This window comes from Capnocytophaga sp. ARDL2 (assembly GCF_041530365.1).
GTDB lineage: Bacteria > Bacteroidota > Bacteroidia > Flavobacteriales > Flavobacteriaceae > Flavobacterium.
This window is the reverse complement of sequence record NZ_CP168034.1, coordinates 745,784-762,066: the sequence shown is the minus strand read 5'-3', so window position 1 is coordinate 762,066 and position 16,283 is coordinate 745,784. Positions and strand designations below refer to the sequence as shown.

At 35.8% G+C, this 16,283-nt stretch carries 12 protein-coding genes and 3 pseudogenes; 14 read left to right on the top strand and 1 reads right to left on the bottom strand.

The window, feature by feature from the left end:
• On the top strand, positions 1 to 741 hold the full coding sequence (locus AB4865_RS03785) for a hypothetical protein (protein WP_372474419.1): 741 nt from the start codon (positions 1 to 3) through the stop codon (positions 739 to 741).
• 11 nt (positions 742 to 752) lie between these two features.
• The gene (locus AB4865_RS03780) at positions 753 to 2,234 is read left to right on the top strand and encodes a CshA/CshB family fibrillar adhesin-related protein (RefSeq protein WP_372474418.1); all 1,482 of its coding nucleotides are present in this window, start codon (positions 753 to 755) and stop codon (positions 2,232 to 2,234) included.
• 56 nt (positions 2,235 to 2,290) lie between these two features.
• Here the strand turns inward: AB4865_RS03780 and rpsA are convergent, their stop codons facing one another.
• The gene (gene rpsA, locus AB4865_RS03775; RefSeq protein WP_372474417.1) at positions 2,291 to 4,051 is read right to left on the bottom strand and encodes a 30S ribosomal protein S1; all 1,761 of its coding nucleotides are present in this window, start codon (positions 4,049 to 4,051) and stop codon (positions 2,291 to 2,293) included.
• A 248-nt stretch (positions 4,052 to 4,299) separates the two neighbouring features.
• Here rpsA and AB4865_RS03770 point away from each other — a divergent pair, with 248 nt between their 5' ends.
• The 12 genes and pseudogenes from AB4865_RS03770 (at position 4,300) to polA (ending at position 16,252) form a co-directional block, all read left to right on the top strand.
• Positions 4,300 to 5,682 (top strand): M17 family metallopeptidase, encoded by a 1,383-nt coding sequence (locus AB4865_RS03770; RefSeq protein ID WP_372474416.1) that lies wholly within the window; start codon positions 4,300 to 4,302, stop codon positions 5,680 to 5,682.
• A 58-nt stretch (positions 5,683 to 5,740) separates the two neighbouring features.
• Positions 5,741 to 5,878, top strand: coding sequence for a DNA cytosine methyltransferase (locus AB4865_RS03765; RefSeq protein ID WP_372474415.1), 138 nt, complete (start codon positions 5,741 to 5,743; stop codon positions 5,876 to 5,878).
• A 274-nt stretch (positions 5,879 to 6,152) separates the two neighbouring features.
• Positions 6,153 to 6,722 (top strand): annotated as a pseudogene (locus AB4865_RS03760) (DNA adenine methylase); the annotation flags it as partial.
• Positions 6,723 to 6,742: 20 nt separating this feature from the next.
• Positions 6,743 to 7,522, top strand: a complete 780-nt coding sequence (locus tag AB4865_RS03755) for a DpnI domain-containing protein (protein WP_372474414.1) — start codon at positions 6,743 to 6,745, stop codon at positions 7,520 to 7,522.
• Positions 7,509 to 7,679 carry a DpnD/PcfM family protein gene (locus AB4865_RS03750; protein WP_372474413.1) on the top strand — a complete coding sequence of 57 codons (171 nt, stop codon included), beginning with the start codon at positions 7,509 to 7,511 and terminating at the stop codon, positions 7,677 to 7,679. The genes AB4865_RS03755 and AB4865_RS03750 overlap by 14 nt, the downstream gene beginning before the upstream one ends.
• Positions 7,680 to 7,688: 9 nt before the next feature.
• Positions 7,689 to 8,318: pseudogene (locus tag AB4865_RS03745) on the top strand (site-specific DNA-methyltransferase); the annotation flags it as partial.
• A 295-nt stretch (positions 8,319 to 8,613) separates the two neighbouring features.
• Positions 8,614 to 9,639 (top strand): DNA cytosine methyltransferase, encoded by a 1,026-nt coding sequence (locus tag AB4865_RS03740; RefSeq protein ID WP_372474412.1) that lies wholly within the window; start codon positions 8,614 to 8,616, stop codon positions 9,637 to 9,639.
• A 51-nt stretch (positions 9,640 to 9,690) separates the two neighbouring features.
• Positions 9,691 to 10,485, top strand: a pseudogene (locus AB4865_RS03735) (NgoPII family restriction endonuclease).
• 100 nt (positions 10,486 to 10,585) lie between these two features.
• On the top strand, positions 10,586 to 11,941 hold the full coding sequence (gene murC, locus AB4865_RS03730) for a UDP-N-acetylmuramate--L-alanine ligase (RefSeq protein ID WP_372474411.1): 1,356 nt from the start codon (positions 10,586 to 10,588) through the stop codon (positions 11,939 to 11,941).
• A gap of 25 nt (positions 11,942 to 11,966) precedes the next feature.
• Complete coding sequence (locus AB4865_RS03725; protein ID WP_372474410.1) at positions 11,967 to 12,605, top strand: TatD family hydrolase; 639 nt, start codon at positions 11,967 to 11,969, stop codon at positions 12,603 to 12,605.
• Between the two features lie 4 nt (positions 12,606 to 12,609).
• Positions 12,610 to 13,326 carry a ThiF family adenylyltransferase gene (locus AB4865_RS03720; protein WP_372474409.1) on the top strand — a complete coding sequence of 239 codons (717 nt, stop codon included), beginning with the start codon at positions 12,610 to 12,612 and terminating at the stop codon, positions 13,324 to 13,326.
• Between the two features lie 115 nt (positions 13,327 to 13,441).
• Complete coding sequence (gene polA / locus AB4865_RS03715) at positions 13,442 to 16,252, top strand: DNA polymerase I (RefSeq protein ID WP_372474408.1); 2,811 nt, start codon at positions 13,442 to 13,444, stop codon at positions 16,250 to 16,252.
• The last annotated feature ends 31 nt before the right edge of the window (positions 16,253 to 16,283 follow it).

The following is a 16,283-nucleotide window of genomic DNA, read 5'->3' as shown; positions in this document are numbered from 1 at the left end:
ATGAAAAAATCTTTCATAAATAATAGAGTATTATGGATAGGAGCTCTTTTTTTAAGTGCTCACTATTCGTATGCTCAACAAGGTTTTGGAACCGACAAACCCAACAAAGCTACCGTTTTAGATATGACCTCAACTTCAAAAGGGGTTTTATTTCCAAGAGTAGCTTTGATCAATACTACAACTTTTCAACCTATTTCAGGGATACCAAATAATACCACTCACACAGCAAACTCTCTGATTGTTTACAACACAACAACATCGGGCTCTGGAAATACCACCGTTACTCCAGGTTTTTATTATTGGGAAAAAGCAACAGCTACGACATCAGGAAAATGGACTCGATTGATCAATTCGACTGATTTGATAAATTCGCTGAAAACACCTATGCCAAAATTTTTCTATATGCCGTCGGTTGTATTGCCTTTACATCCTGACCATATTACAAATCCGAGTCTAATTACTTACAATAATTCTACTGCTACTTTTACGGTAGATTTATATAAAATTTACAAAGAGCAATTCGAACTCACTGGTTCAAATAGCGTTGCAAACCCAAACAGAACAACCACATTACCTGTTTTACCAGCCAATGAATTGGATTATTACATCACTTATTTTGACAACACTGTTTACAGCAATGTAAGTGTAACCAACGATGGAAAACTAAGATATAAAGTAATTGCAACCTCAGATGCAACCAATGCTTCGTTTATGAATATTGTTTTTGCTGTAAAACCTTAAAGCTAATTATTATGAAAAATTTATTTTCATATCTCTTGTTAATTTCACTTTTTTCAACAAAAAATTACTCTCAACCTTGTTTTCCAAATCAAGTAGTAACAGCATCGTATGCAACAGGAGGTGACAGTCCTTATAAGAAGGACATTGTTTGGCTTACATGGGGTTCTACTTTAGCAAATGTTTCTCAATTTCCTTATGGGAATCATGGGCAACCTATCAAAATTGGTGACAAATCAAGAGCTTCTTTACATTTAGAAGGTAATAACTATATGTGTATAGAAGTTGAAATCACCGAAATCAATAGACCGAATTTTAATTTATCTCTTGCCCAAAAAAACAATTTGATTGCAAGCTACAAACCTGGAACATATACTGGAGACTCGATGGACAAATTGTACAACATTGGAGGAATTGGAGCAAATAATAAATTAATAGCAGGAATAGTAAACAGATTAGAAAAATATGAAATTGAAGTTACCTTTTCAGCCAAAGCTACTTTAAACAATAACCCCATTCGTTTGACAGGTTTAGCATTTGCAGATGCAGAATCATTAGCACCTACCAACGAACATTTAAAAGCAGAAGCTATTGGAAATTGGAATATTATCGATATTAGAAAAAACACAGCTTCTAATCAATATTTAATATCTAAAAAAATGATTACTCACAATTTGCAACAAATATTTTTCTCGAAGGGAAACAACACTAATACAGGAGGAGTTGCCATTTTAGAATTTACAAAAGATGCCTATGCAGCCAATGACTTTAGCGTCTCGTTTAAAGTAAATTTAAAAGGTTCTGGAAAAACCGCTTTAGCTGTAGGTGTACTCACCCCTTTATCTGATTTAGGAGACGCTCCTCAATCATATGGATCCCCAATGCATTTGATTCAAAATTTAAAGATAAAATCCGACGGAATTCCTGTTACAAATACGTCAGTAAATATCAACACAAAAGAATATAATCCAGGTGGTTTGGAATTGACAGACGGAAAATATTTAGGTTCAAGTCCACCTGACCATGACAACGTTACTTATGATTCAGATGATGCTATGGGGGATAATATCACAGGAAGTGCTGGTATAAAAGAAGAAGATGCTTGGCCAGAAAACTTCATCAGAATTTCAAACAATCAAATCAGAGCCTGGAACAATCAAATCATCGTAAATATTCCATTCAAAAACGGTGAAATCAACGATTATATCTCAGGCTGGATAGATTTTAATCTAAACGGTGTTTTTGACGAAAGCGAAAGACAAACCAAACAATTGACCTATCAAGACATTAACAACGGATTTGTTACACTTTCATGGACAATTCCGTCATCAGTCAAGCCAAAAACTACTTATACAAGGTTACGCTATTTTAGTAAAAACGAAACATATACAAGCCCAACTGCTCCAGCAAACTTTGGAGAAGTAGAAGATCACAAAATCTTTTTTGTCTATCCACAAAATACAAACCCAGCATTGCTCAATCAACATAAAGGATAAAACAACAAAGGCTGTCCGATTGGAACAGCCTTTGTTTTAAAACTTATACTCACTGATTAGTTTTTACCTTCCATTTTAGCTTTCAATTCAGCCAAAGCGTCGATATCTCCTAATGTAGTCTTTTCAGTTGCAGTAGTTGCAGCTTTCTCTTCAGCAGCTTTTACAACTTTTTCTTCTTCCTCACGGAAAGTAGCTGTGTGAGATGCTACTACTCTTTTGAATTCTTTATTAAACTCAATTACTTTGAAATCTGCAGCATCACCTTTTTTCAACTTTTTACCGTCTTCTTTTTCCAAGTGACGAGTTGGAATGAAAGCTACTACATCTTCTTCAAAGTTTACAGTTGCACCTTTGTCGTTCAAGTCAGCGATAGTTCCATTGTGTACAGAACCTACACCGTAAACAGCCTCATGTGCATCCCAAGGATTATCTGTAGTTTGTTTGTGTCCTAAAGAAAGTTTACGAGCTTCTACATCCAATTCTAATACTACAACCTCCAATTTGTCTCCTACATTTACAAATTCAGATGGGTGTTTGATTTTCTTAGTCCAAGAAAGATCAGAAATGTACACCAATCCGTCGATTCCTTCTTCCAATTCTACAAAGATACCGAAATTTGTAAAATTACGAACTGTACCTGTGTGTTTAGATCCCACTGGGTATTTTACAGCGATATCAGCCCATGGATCGTTTGTCAATTGTTTCACACCTAAAGACATTTTACGCTCATCTCTGTCGATAGTAAGGATTACAGCTTCAACCTCATCACCTACTTTTACGAAATCTTGAGCTGAACGCAAGTGAGTTGACCATGACATTTCAGATACATGGATCAATCCTTCTACACCTTCTGCTACTTCGATGAAGGCACCGTAATCAGCCAAAACTACTACTTTACCTTTTACTTTATCACCAACATTCAAGTTAGCATCTAAAGCGTCCCAAGGATGAGCGTTCAATTGTTTCAATCCTAATTGGATACGAGTTTTCTCGTCATCGAAATCAAGGATTACAACATTCAATTTTTGGTCTAATTCCAATACTTCTGATGGGTGGTTGATACGAGACCAAGACAAGTCAGTGATGTGAATCAATCCGTCAACACCTCCTAAGTCGATGAATACACCATAGGAAGTAATGTTTTTAACCACACCTTCCAATACTTGACCTTTTTCCAATTGACCGATAATTTCGCGTTTTTGCTCTTCGATATCAGCTTCGATCAATGCTTTGTGAGAAACTACAACATTCTTGAATTCGTGGTTGATTTTTACAACTTTGAACTCCATAGTTTTGTTTACAAATTGGTCGTAATCACGGATAGGTTTTACATCAATTTGAGAACCTGGTAAGAATGCTTCGATTCCGAATACATCTACGATCATACCACCTTTCGTTCTACATTTTACAAATCCGTTTACGATTTCTCCAGATTCGTGAGCAGCCAATACTCTATCCCAAGCTTTGATTGTACGAGCTTTTCTGTGAGAAAGTACCAATTGTCCGTTTCTGTCTTCTCTTACATCGATAAGAACTTCTACTTTGTCTCCGACTTTCAAGTTTGGATTGTAACGGAATTCGTTCAAAGAAATTACACCTTCAGATTTTGCGTTGATGTCAACGATTGCATCTCTTTCAGTGATTCTTACAACTACACCTTCTACAACTTCTTCTTCGTCTGTAGAGATGAAAGTTTTTTCTACTAAATCTTCAAATTCTTTAAGATTTTGAACATCGATTGCCTCAATTCCGTTTTCGTAATTCTCCCAGTTGAAAGAATCTAAAAACTCTTGTGAGTTTGTGTTTTGTTCAGACATGTCTGATTTAATTTGTATTCTATTTTCAGCAGGATTGTAATGAAGAATGAAAATAGAAGTTGTTAATTTTAATGAATAGTTCTACCTTTTCTCAATCCTTATTCTCCAGAAAAAGTATGCAAAGGTAATAAAAATATTTTAAACAACTCAATTTCAACAAAAAAACAGCTTTTTTATTTTTCGCTTTATTTCCAACTTTAATTTTTCACTATTTTTGTAGCTTTAACTTTATTGATTAAAAAATTATCATGATACATAAATTTCAACAAGCTCAAGGAAGCGTAAAAGTATATTTACTTCAAAACGAACCAACTACTATTGATTTACCTGATTTTTTGAAAGATTCTTTCACTCAATTTCAATCTTCGGAGGACAAAGAAGATTTTGTAAAAATTGGAAATGATTACTACTTTTTTATAAAAGAACAGGATTGTTTGGAAAAAATGCGTTTGGTAGGACACAACATTCGCACGAAAATCGACAAGAAAGTAAAGAAAATTTCAATCATTGGAAATGGTGAAAAAGTTTTAGCTATAGCTGAAGGTTTGTGTTTGTCAAACTATCAATTTTTGAAATATTTTTCCGATGCAGATGAAAAAAAATATGCCTTGGAAACAGTTGGCATTGTAGGAGATGTTAGTGAGGAGCAAATCAACAAATTAAACAATATCATCAAAGCGGTTTTTTGGGCAAGAAATATGGTAAACGAACCTGTTTCGTATTTAACAGCTCCGCAATTGGCTAAAGAAATCGAAGAATTGGGTGCTGAGGCTCAGTTTAGTGTAAAAGTTCTTGGAAAATCTGAAATCGAAGAACTAAAAATGGGGGGATTATTGGCAGTAAACAAAGGATCGGTTACACCGCCAACTTTCACAATTTTGGAATACAAACCAGCCAAACCTAAAAACGAAAAACCAATTGTATTGGTAGGAAAAGGTGTGGTTTACGACACAGGTGGACTTTCGTTGAAACCAACCGCAGGTTCTATGGATTTGATGAAATCGGATATGGGAGGTGCGGCTATGATGGCTGGTGCAATGTATGCTGCGGCGTTGAATAAATTGGATGTACACATTATCGGATTAATTCCTGCAACGGACAATCGTCCTGGTGGTGAGGCTTATACCCCTGGCGATGTGATAACGATGATGGACGGAACCACTATCGAAGTATTAAATACCGATGCCGAAGGTCGTATGATTTTGGCAGATGCGATTAGCTATGCTACTCGCTACAATCCAAAATTGATTATCAACGCAGCGACTTTGACTGGAGCGGCTTTAGTCGTAGGCGGAACGCGTACGGCTTGTATGATGAGTAATGCCAACGAATCGATAAACAAGCAACTCATTGATGCAGGAGCCAAAGTTCACGAGCGTATGATACAATTGCCCCTGTGGGACGATTACAAAGAATTGCTAAAATCGACAGTGGCGGATATGAAAAACATTGGCGGTCGCTATGCTGGAACGATTACCGCTGGTAAATTTTTAGAGCATTTTGCCAAAGCTCCGTTTGTACATATCGACATAGCAGGACCTGCCTTTACCGAATCTCCAGAAAACTACAAAGGACAGGGTGGAACGGGTACTGGTGTGAGAATGTTGCAAGAGTTTTTTGAGAAATTGTAGAATTTAAACCATCACCTTGCTTTATTGCGAGGTGCTGATTCAATCAAAAAATATTACAATGAATATAGTATCATTTTTTGCAGGAGCTGGAGGATTGGACCTTGGATTTGAAAAAGCAGGGTTTGATGGTTGTGTTTTTGTCTTTCATTATCTACTTTTCAAGTTTGTTGAGCAATGGCAAAAATATTTATTCTGAAAAAATTTTGCAAACAAGCAAAAGATTCATTTTCTTTTGAAGAAAAAAAACAGGTTAATTTTTAAGTAGTTAGAAAAAATGTGAAATTTCTCCCAACCCCAGAGTATTTTTATCTTGCAAAAGCCTCCTGCAAATCCTCTCTCCAACCCTCTCCCAAGTAGAGGGGGCTTTTCCAAGGAGGGAAGAATATCTTTCAATTCTTTTATTTTAAAAAGCGAATGAACCTAAAATTTATCAAAAAGTTCTATTTTTGCCCACACAATAGAGAGACACTATGCAAAATACCAAAACAGCCAAGCCCTTTCTAAAATGGGCAGGAGGCAAAACGCAACTGATTTCGGAAATAGAAAGAAATTTACCTTCAAAACTTGTGCAAGGTAATTTTACCTATATCGAACCTTTTGTAGGGAGCGGAGCGGTTTTGTTTTGGATGTTGAACAATTTTCCGAATTTGAAAAAGGCGGTGATTAATGATATTAACCAAGACCTTATCAATACCTACAAAACAATAGCTTCGAATCCTAACGAATTGATTTCTACTCTCGAAATTTTGCAAAATGAGTACCACGATTTAGACGGAAACGACGAAAAGAAAAAACAATATTATTACGACAAAAGAGCTTTGTACAATACTCGAAAGGAAGAAAAAACCAGTCAGTCGGCGTTGTTTATTTTCTTAAACCGAACTTGTTTCAATGGCTTGTATCGTGTAAATCGTAAAAATGAATTTAATGTACCGATGGGAAGCTACAAAAATCCCACCATTTGCGATACAGAAAATCTTTTGGCGGTCAGTGAGGCGTTGCAGAAAGTAGAAATTTTATGTGGCGATTTTGAGCAAACATACAAAAGTAACTTAAACAAATGAATTTATCATTCGATACCAATTTAATTCAAGGCTATACGAGTAATTCCCAAATTGCAAGAGTATTAACAGAAAATTGGGTTTTACACAATTCATATTGTCCAAATTGTGGAGAAAATCCTTTGATGGAGTTTGAAAACAATCGTCCAGTAGCGGATTTCTATTGCAAGAAATGTAACGAAGAATTTGAACTAAAAAGCAAAAGGGGAAAACTCACGAATAGCATCACTGATGGAGCATATTCTGTTATGATTGAACGCATTAATTCAGAAAATAATCCGAATTTTTTCTTTTTAACATATACAAAAGACTGGAAAGTAAACGATTTTTTAATCATTCCAAAGCAATTTTTCACATCAGAAATCATCATTAAAAGACCGCCTTTAAAAGACACTGCAAGGCGTGCGGGTTGGGTCGGTTGTAATATTGATATTTCAAAAGTTTCAGACGCTGGAAAAGTATTTTTGGTAAAAAATTCACAAGTAATCAATCAAAAAATTGTAAAAGATTCATTCAATAAAACCCTTTTTCTACGCCAACAAAGTAAGGCTTCAAAAGGTTGGATTTTAGATATTATGACTTGTGTAGATTCAATAAAAAAAGATAATTTTACACTTGAAGAAGTTTATCAATTTGAAGAAAAATTACAACTAAAATATCCTAATAATCATTTTATTAAAGATAAAATTCGTCAGCAATTACAAATTTTAAGAGACAAAGGAATTATAGAATTTACAGGAAGAGGAAAATACAAAAAAATAAATTATGAAAACCTATAAAATAGAAGTAAAAGAAACCTTATCAAGAATTGTTTCGATTGAGGCAAAAGACGAACAAGAGGCAGTACAAAAAATTGAGAAACTTTATAAAAAAGAGAAAATCGTTTTGGATTCCGATGACTTTGTTTCAAAAGAAATAGAAGTTTGTAAAGATTAAAATTCTCGTTGGGACAAATCACAAGGCTTTCAATTTATCAACAATTTTAATCGCCAATGGCTTTCGCTCGTTCGTGATAAAATGAAAGATGATGCCACCATTTGGATTAGCGGAACAATGCACAATATTTTTTCGGTGGGGCAAATCCTTACCGAATTGGGCTTTAAAATCCTCAATATCATTACTTGGGAAAAAACCAATCCGCCACCCAACTTTTCGTGTCGCTACTTTACCCATTCTACAGAGCAAATCATTTGGGCGAGAAAACACGAAAAAATTCCACATTATTTCAATTACGAACTGATGAAACAACTCAACGGCAACAAACAGATGAAAGATGTTTGGAAACTCCCTGCCATTGCCCCTTGGGAAAAATCGTGTGGCAAACACCCTACGCAAAAGCCCCTATCAGTTTTAACGCGATTGATTTTAGCGTCTACCCACCCTGATGCGTGGATTCTTGACCCTTTTACGGGAAGTTCTACCACAGGCATTGCTGCCAATTTATTAAACCGAAAATTCGTAGGCATCGAGAAAGAAATAGAATATCTACAAATCAGTAAAAACAGAAAAATAGAACTCAATAATCCTATTATCACACAAAGGTACATTCAAAAACTTAATCTGTCTTCTCTGTAACTCACTGATTTTTTTTTGTTTTTCAGAGAAAAAATGGTTTTAAGGGAGTTAGAAAAACGCAAAATTTCCCAACCCTAAAGTATTCTTATCTTGTGAAAGCCTGCTGTAAATCTGTTTGGGGGCATTGCAACTCTAGGACTTTTTTGCACTGATTTTTTTTTCAATTCCTAAAATCTGTTAAAAAAGCGATGGTAAACAATTAAAGAAACACATCAAGTAAAAAGTCGTAAATTGCGAAACTTTTTAAAGAAAGAATCAATTGTCTTTCAACATTCAAAAAAACGAATAAATTACAATGAATATAGTATCATTTTTTGCAGGGGCTGGAGGATTAGACCTTGGATTTGAAAAAGCAGGGTTTGATGTCATTTGGGCAAATGAATACGATAAAGAAATTTGGGAAACTTACCAAAAAAATCATCCAAATACTCAACTGGATAAGCGAAGTATTGTAAACATTCCCTCAGAAGAAGTACCAGATTGTGATGGAATCATCGGAGGACCACCGTGCCAAAGCTGGAGCGAGGCAGGAGCTATGAAAGGCATCGAAGACAAAAGAGGACAGTTATTTTTTGATTTTATCCGAATTTTAGAAGCCAAACAACCTAAATTTTTCCTTGCCGAAAATGTGAGCGGAATGCTACTCGGTCGGCATTCCGAAGCCTTGGAAAACATCAAAGAATTGTTTAGAAAAGCAGGTATTGGCTATGAATTGTCTTTTGAGATGGTCAATGCCTGTGATTACAATGTCCCCCAAGACCGCAAACGAGTTATTTTTGTGGGAATACGCAAAGATTTAGGCTTTACCTATCAGTTTGAAAAGCCCAATTTTCCTAAACAGACGCTTCAAGATACGATTTTCGATTTACAAGAAAATGTTTTACCAGCCAAAGAAACCAATAAAACTAACGGCTCGGATTGTTTTTTTCCAAATCACGAATATATGACTGGCGGATTTTCTACCATTTATATGTCGAGAAACCGCGTAAGAAGTTGGGAAGAACAATCCTTTACCATTCAGGCAGGAGGTCGTCACGCACCCATCCATCCACAAGCTCCGAAAATGGAATTTATAGAGCAGAATGTGCGAATTTTTGTTCCAGGAAAAGAACATTTATACCGAAGATTAAGCGTGAGAGAATGTGCAAGAATCCAAACTTTTCCAGATGATTTCATTTTTCATTACCAAAACATCGCAGCAGGATACAAAATGATTGGAAATGCAGTGCCTGTAAATTTGGCCTATTTTTTAGCCGAAAGTATCAAAAAACAATTGAAAGCCAACGAACCTAAACAACAAGTTTTAGAAAAGGTACTATGATGACAACAAATATATTAGAAGCAATTGCAAATATTATTCAGCATCCTATTTATGATATTAAAAGCTCATTATTCAGGACGAAACCGAATGAATAATGTAGGAGAAGCATTAGAAACCTTTGTAAAAGATGCCTTTGCCAATGCTTTTCTTGTAGAAAACAAACAAGAAAAAATGAAAGCCTACAACCAAGTATTTTCGTAGTTAGGCAATCAGAATCATCGCCCCAATATAATGATAAAAGTAGGCGATGCTATTGAGGTAAAAAAGACACAAAGTGCCAATTCTGATTTAGCTCTTAAGAGCTCTTATCCCAAAGCCAGTGTTCAAGCCGATAGCAAAATGATAACACAGGCTTGTAAAACTTGCGAAGAATGGACAGAAAAAGATTTAATATATTGTGTAGGACACACCTCAGATGATGCCCTCAAATCTTTATGGATGGTTTACGGAACGATTTACGCCGCCACTCACGAAACCTATCAGATTATCAAACAGAAAATCACCGCGGGAATCAATGAAATTCCAAATGTAGAATTGGCAGAAACCAATGAACTGGGACGAGTAAACCGCGTAGACCCTTTGGGAATTACCAATTTGCGAATCCGAGGAATGTGGCAAATACAAAACCCACGAAAAGTATTCAATTATTTGTATACAACCTCTACAAATACATTTGAATTAGTTGTCATTATTCCGACTGAGAAATACCAAAGTTTTCCTACAGAAAGCAAAAATAAAATAGAGCAATTGGTCAGCTCGTCACTTAATATTTCAAATGTTCTAGTAAAAAATCCGAATAACCCTGCTCAGCTCATTAATGCAAAATTGATTGTATTTAGAAAATAAATGATTTCGAATGCTAAACTTTAACCTACCAAAAAGCCATGCCTTTTTTGAGTATGCTGGTTATGAGTTTGAAAATTTAATAACACTAAAAAGAAACAACATGAAAATACATTTTATAGCAATTGGTGGTAGTGCAATGCACAATTTGGCTTTGGCTCTTCACGATAAAGGAGAAATCGTCACAGGAAGCGATGATGCAATCTTCGAACCTTCGCGTTCGCGTTTAGCTGCCAAAGGTTTATTGCCCCAAAAAATGGGATGGTTTCCCGAAAAAATCACAACCGATTTAGACGCTATCGTTTTGGGAATGCATGCTAAAGCAGACAACCCCGAATTGCTAAAAGCCAAAGAATTGGGGATAAAAATCTACTCTTATCCTGAGTTTATTTTCCAACAATCGCAAAACAAAACACGTGTAGTCATTGGTGGTTCGCACGGAAAAACTACGATTACTTCTATGATACTCCATGTGATGAATTACCACGGTGTAGCTGTTGACTATCTCGTGGGGGCTCAATTACCAGGCTTTGACAATATGGTAAAACTAACCCACGAAAACGAATTTATCGTAATCGAAGGCGACGAATACCTTTCTTCAGCCTTGGATTTACGACCAAAATTTCATCTCTACCAACCTAATATTGCGTTAATTAGCGGTATTGCATGGGATCACATCAATGTATTTCCTACTTTTGAAAACTACAAAGAGCAGTTTGCTATTTTTATAGACAAAATCATAAACGGTGGTATTTTGGTTTACAACAGCGACGATGCCGAAGTAAAAGATTTGGTAGAAAATACCGACAAACCTATCCGAAAAATGCCGTATCAATTGCCTGAATACAGCATAGAAAACGGTCAGACCTTGTTGCATACTCCCGATGGTGAAATGCCAATTGAGGTATTTGGCGAACACAATTTGAGCAACCTTGCAGGAGCCAAATGGATTTGCCAAAACATGGGTATAGACGAAGCTGATTTTTACGAAGCCATCGCCACTTTTACAGGTGCTGCCAAGCGTTTGGAAAAAATCGGAGAAAATACTCACAGTGTGATTTTCAAAGACTTTGCACATTCACCAAGTAAAGTTACAGCTACTGTTCAGGCAGTAAAAGCTCAATATCCAAACAAAAAAGTCATTGCTTGTTTGGAATTGCACACCTATTCGAGTTTGAATCCAGAGTTTATTTCGCAATACAAAGGAGCCTTGGACAAGGCAGATCTACCTATCGTATTTTTCCATGACGAAACCGTAAAAATCAAAAAGTTAGAACCTATGTCGGCAGAGGAAATTTATCAAGCCTTTGGAAGAAATGATTTGAAAGTGTTCACCTCTCCAACTCCATTGTACGATTTTCTCAACAGTCAAAAAGGCGAAAATATCGTTTGGTTATTTATGAGTTCGGGTAATTACGGAGGTATTGATTGGAAAGATTTAGAAAAAATGATAGAATAAATCATTTTTATAATAATATTTCAAAATGAAATACAATATTCATACACATTTTCCTATTGAAAACAGTGATCATTTTCAATTGATTAATCATTATCCTAAAGACGTTTTTTCATCAAAGGAAAACTATTCAATAGGAATTCATCCTTGGTATATTGAAAATCAATTTTCTGAAGAAAATCTTCATAATCTTTTTCTACATTTAAAAAAAGAAAAATGTTTAGCAATAGGAGAATGTGGTTTGGATAAAAAAATCTCCGTTGATTTTAACCTTCAGAAAAAAGTTTTTTTACAACAAATCGATTTGGCAATTCAGGTAAATAAACCAATCATCGTGCATTGTGTAGGTGCTTTTCAAGAAATTATGGAGCTAAAAAAACAGTTTACTACAAATATTCCAATGATTTTTCATGGATTTTCAAAAAATATTCAAGTAGCAAATTGGCTCATAAAAAATGGAAATTATCTTTCATTTGGTCATCATTTACTTGAAAATCCTAAAGTTCAACATACTTTTAAAAACGTATCTGTTGAATGTATTTTCCTAGAAACAGACGCAAATCAATCAATCATTATTGATGAACTTTATGATAAGGCTTCAAATCTTTTAAACAAAAATGTAGAAGCGATAATAGAAAAAAATTTCAAACAACTTTTTAAAGACTAACAAAATGGCAATCTGGCAAGAAAGAGCAGAATTATTATTTAAAACCGAAGGGATTGAAAGACTAAAAAACGCAAATATACTAATTGTAGGACTGGGAGGCGTAGGGTCATTTGCAGCCGAATTTATCACACGTGCGGGAGTAGGAAATCTCACAATCGTAGATGGCGACACCGTCGATATTACCAACATCAACAGACAATTACCAGCTTTGCACAGTACAGTAACACAACCAAAAGTAGAAGTAGTTGCTGCTCGTTTGCTGGACATCAATCCTGAACTAAACCTCACAAAAATACAAGAATTCTTATCTCCCGAGCGTGCGGAAGCTATCGTTACAGAAGAATTTGATTATGTTGTAGATTGCATCGACTCTATTACACCCAAATTGCATCTAATCGTTGCTGCAAAAAAGAAAAAAGTCAAAGTAATTTCCAATATGGGGGCAGGTGGAAAAATGCAATCCAACAAAATAGTAGTAAGAGACATTTGCAAAACGGATGTATGTCCATTGGCAAAAGTCATCAGAAAACGCTTGAAAAAATTGGGAATAAGCAAAGGGGTAAAAGCTGTTTATTCTTTGGAAAAACCTGATGAAAGTAGCCTAAAAAAAACTGACGGAACCAACTTTAAAAAATCCTTTTTCGGAACCAATAGTTGGATGCCTGCTCTTTTTGGACTTCATTCTGCCGAACATGTAATCACTTATTTATTAAAAAGATAATCCTATTTTTATTAAAACAAATGAGGTACATTGTATGCCTCATTTTCTATTTTTCAATCTTTCTCTCTCCTCTGCTTACTAATTACAAATCACTATTTTTCCCTATCTTTGCAACATGACACAAAAAAGACTTTTTTTACTCGATGCTTACGCGTTGATTTTCAGAGGATATTACGCATTTATTAAAAATCCTCGTATCAATTCAAAAGGGTTGGATACCTCGGCAATTATGGGGTTTATGAACTCGCTAATGGATGTAATCCGCAGGGAAAAACCTGAATATCTTGCCGTTGCGTTCGACAAAGGTGGTAGCACCGTGCGTACCGAACTTTTTACCGAATACAAAGCCAATCGCGACGAAACTCCAGAGGCGATTCGCATCGCTGTACCCTATATTCAAGAGATTTTGAGAGCCATGCACATTCCCATTATCGAGATGGCTGGTATTGAGGCTGATGACTTGATTGGTACTTTGGCAAAAAAAGCCGAAAAAGAAGGTTTTCAGGTATATATGGTTACGCCTGATAAAGATTATGCTCAACTGGTTTCTGAAAATATTTTTATGTATCGTCCGGCTCGTATGGGCAACGGTATCGAAATTTGGGGCGTAAAAGAAGTAAAAGAAAAATTTGAAGTGCAAGACCCTATCCAAGTTATCGATTTCTTGGGTATGATGGGCGATGCGGTAGATAATATCCCCGGGTTGCCTGGTGTGGGCGAAAAAACTGCGAAAAAACTTTTGGCAGAATTTGGCTCTATGGAAAATCTTTTGGCAAATACTCACCTGCTGAAAGGTAAAATGAAAGAAAAAATCGAGGCTTCTAAAGAACTTGGTTTGCTTTCTAAAGAATTGGCTCGTATTCTGTTGGATTGCCCGGTAGAGTTTGACGAAGTGGCTTTTAAACTCGACAAGCCCAATGTGCAAAAAACCGACGCTTTGTTTCAAGAATTGGAATTTCGTCGCATGAAAGAGCAGTTCGACAAACTGTTTTCTGACGAAAATCCGATGATAGAAGCTATAACTATTTCTGCTTCAAAACCTCGTACTCAAGAGCAATTTTCGTTGTTTGAAGTAGGAGATAGCGAAACAGAAATCACCGACCCAAGTTATTACAAAACCATTCAAAACACACCACATTTTTATCAATTGATTGAAGGAAGTGCGGCTGTGCATTTCCTTTTAGAATCATTGATGAATCAAAAGGAAGTTTGTTTTGATACGGAAACTACTCATATCGACCCACTTCAAGCCGAATTGGTGGGAATTTCGTTTAGTTTTGAAAAGGGAAAAGCCTATTATATTCCTTGCAAAAACGAAGAACAAACCAAAGAATATTTACAAATATTACAACCGTTTTTTGAAAGCGAACACATTACAAAAATCGGTCAAAATCTAAAATACGACATCAAAGTATTGAAAAAATACAACATTGAGGTTAAAGGTTTTATTTACGACACCATGATTGCTCATTATCTCATCAATCCAGATATGAGGCACAATATGGATGTGTTGTCGGAAACTTATCTACAATATTCGCCTGTTTCAATAGAAACTCTCATTGGCAAAAAAGGAAAAAATCAACTGTCAATGCGTGATGTTGCCGTAGAAGAAGTAAAAGAATATGCAGGTGAAGATGCCGATATTACCTTACAATTGAAAGAAGTTTTTCATCCAAAAATGGTGAATGCCAATACTTTTGATTTATTTAAAAAAATTGAAAGTCCGTTGGTTGCTGTTTTGGCATCGATGGAAGCGGAAGGAATTCGTCTGAATGTTGATTATTTGCGACAACTTTCGGAAGAATTGTCTATTGAAGCTCAGCAATTACAAAGCAAAATTTACGAAATTGCTGGAGAAGATTTCAATTTGGCGTCTCCTAAACAATTGGGAGTGATTTTGTTTGAAAAATTGAAATTGGGTTCAGGAAAAATCAAAAAGACAAAAACAGGTCAATATGCCACAGGTGAAGAAATTTTGAGCGATTTGGCAAAAGAACACGAAGTAGTTCGCAATATTTTGGAATGGCGACAAATCGTAAAATTGCAAAATACTTATGTAGATGCCTTACCAACTCAAATCAACCCAAATACAGGAAGAGTACACACCGATTATATGCAAGCGGTGGCAGCTACTGGCCGTTTGAGTTCAAACAATCCCAATTTGCAAAACATTCCTATCCGTACCGATAGAGGACAAAAAGTTCGAAAATCGTTTGTAGCTCGAAACGAAAATCATGTATTGTTGGCCGCCGATTATTCACAAATCGAATTGCGTATCATTGCTGCGATGAGTCAAGAACCTACTATGATTGAATCGTTTAACCAAAAACAAGACATTCACCGAGCTACGGCAGCAAAAGTGTTTAATGTACCTTTAGAGGAAGTTACACGCAAACAAAGAAGCAATGCCAAAACTGTGAATTTTGGTATTATTTACGGAGTTTCAGCCTTTGGTTTGAGTCAGCAGACAGATTTGACACGCTCGGAAAGTAAAGCCTTGATTGATACTTATTATGCCACTTATCCAAAATTGCGTGATTATATCGACCGCCAAATCGAATTTGCAAGAGAACATGGATATGTACAAACCATTTTGGGGCGTAGAAGGTATCTAAAAGATATACATTCGCAAAATGCAGTGGTAAGAGGAGCGGCAGAGCGAAACGCCATCAACGCACCGATACAAGGAAGTGCCGCAGACATTATTAAAATTGCAATGATAAATATTCACAAGCGATTACAAACCGAAAACTTGCAAACTCGTATGTTGCTACAGGTACACGACGAATTGGTGTTTGATGTACCGAAAAGCGAAATCGAAACAGCAAGTAAACTCATCAAAGAAGAAATGGAAAACGCTTTCCAAATGATTGTTCCCCTCGAAGTAGAAATCGGAATTGGAGACAATTGGTTGGAAGCACATTGATAAAACTAAAAAGCAACCTAAATTTAGGTTG

Coding starts and splice junctions, on each gene's coding strand:
- AB4865_RS03785 (WP_372474419.1), top strand. CDS start 1: ATGAAAAAATCTTTCATAAATAATAGAGTATTATGGATAGGAGCTCTT.
- AB4865_RS03780 (WP_372474418.1), top strand. CDS start 753: ATGAAAAATTTATTTTCATATCTCTTGTTAATTTCACTTTTTTCAACA.
- rpsA (WP_372474417.1), bottom strand. CDS start 4,051: ATGTCTGAACAAAACACAAACTCACAAGAGTTTTTAGATTCTTTCAAC.
- AB4865_RS03770 (WP_372474416.1), top strand. CDS start 4,300: ATGATACATAAATTTCAACAAGCTCAAGGAAGCGTAAAAGTATATTTA.
- AB4865_RS03765 (WP_372474415.1), top strand. CDS start 5,741: ATGAATATAGTATCATTTTTTGCAGGAGCTGGAGGATTGGACCTTGGA.
- AB4865_RS03755 (WP_372474414.1), top strand. CDS start 6,743: ATGAATTTATCATTCGATACCAATTTAATTCAAGGCTATACGAGTAAT.
- AB4865_RS03750 (WP_372474413.1), top strand. CDS start 7,509: ATGAAAACCTATAAAATAGAAGTAAAAGAAACCTTATCAAGAATTGTT.
- AB4865_RS03740 (WP_372474412.1), top strand. CDS start 8,614: ATGAATATAGTATCATTTTTTGCAGGGGCTGGAGGATTAGACCTTGGA.
- murC (WP_372474411.1), top strand. CDS start 10,586: ATGAAAATACATTTTATAGCAATTGGTGGTAGTGCAATGCACAATTTG.
- AB4865_RS03725 (WP_372474410.1), top strand. CDS start 11,967: ATGAAATACAATATTCATACACATTTTCCTATTGAAAACAGTGATCAT.
- AB4865_RS03720 (WP_372474409.1), top strand. CDS start 12,610: ATGGCAATCTGGCAAGAAAGAGCAGAATTATTATTTAAAACCGAAGGG.
- polA (WP_372474408.1), top strand. CDS start 13,442: ATGACACAAAAAAGACTTTTTTTACTCGATGCTTACGCGTTGATTTTC.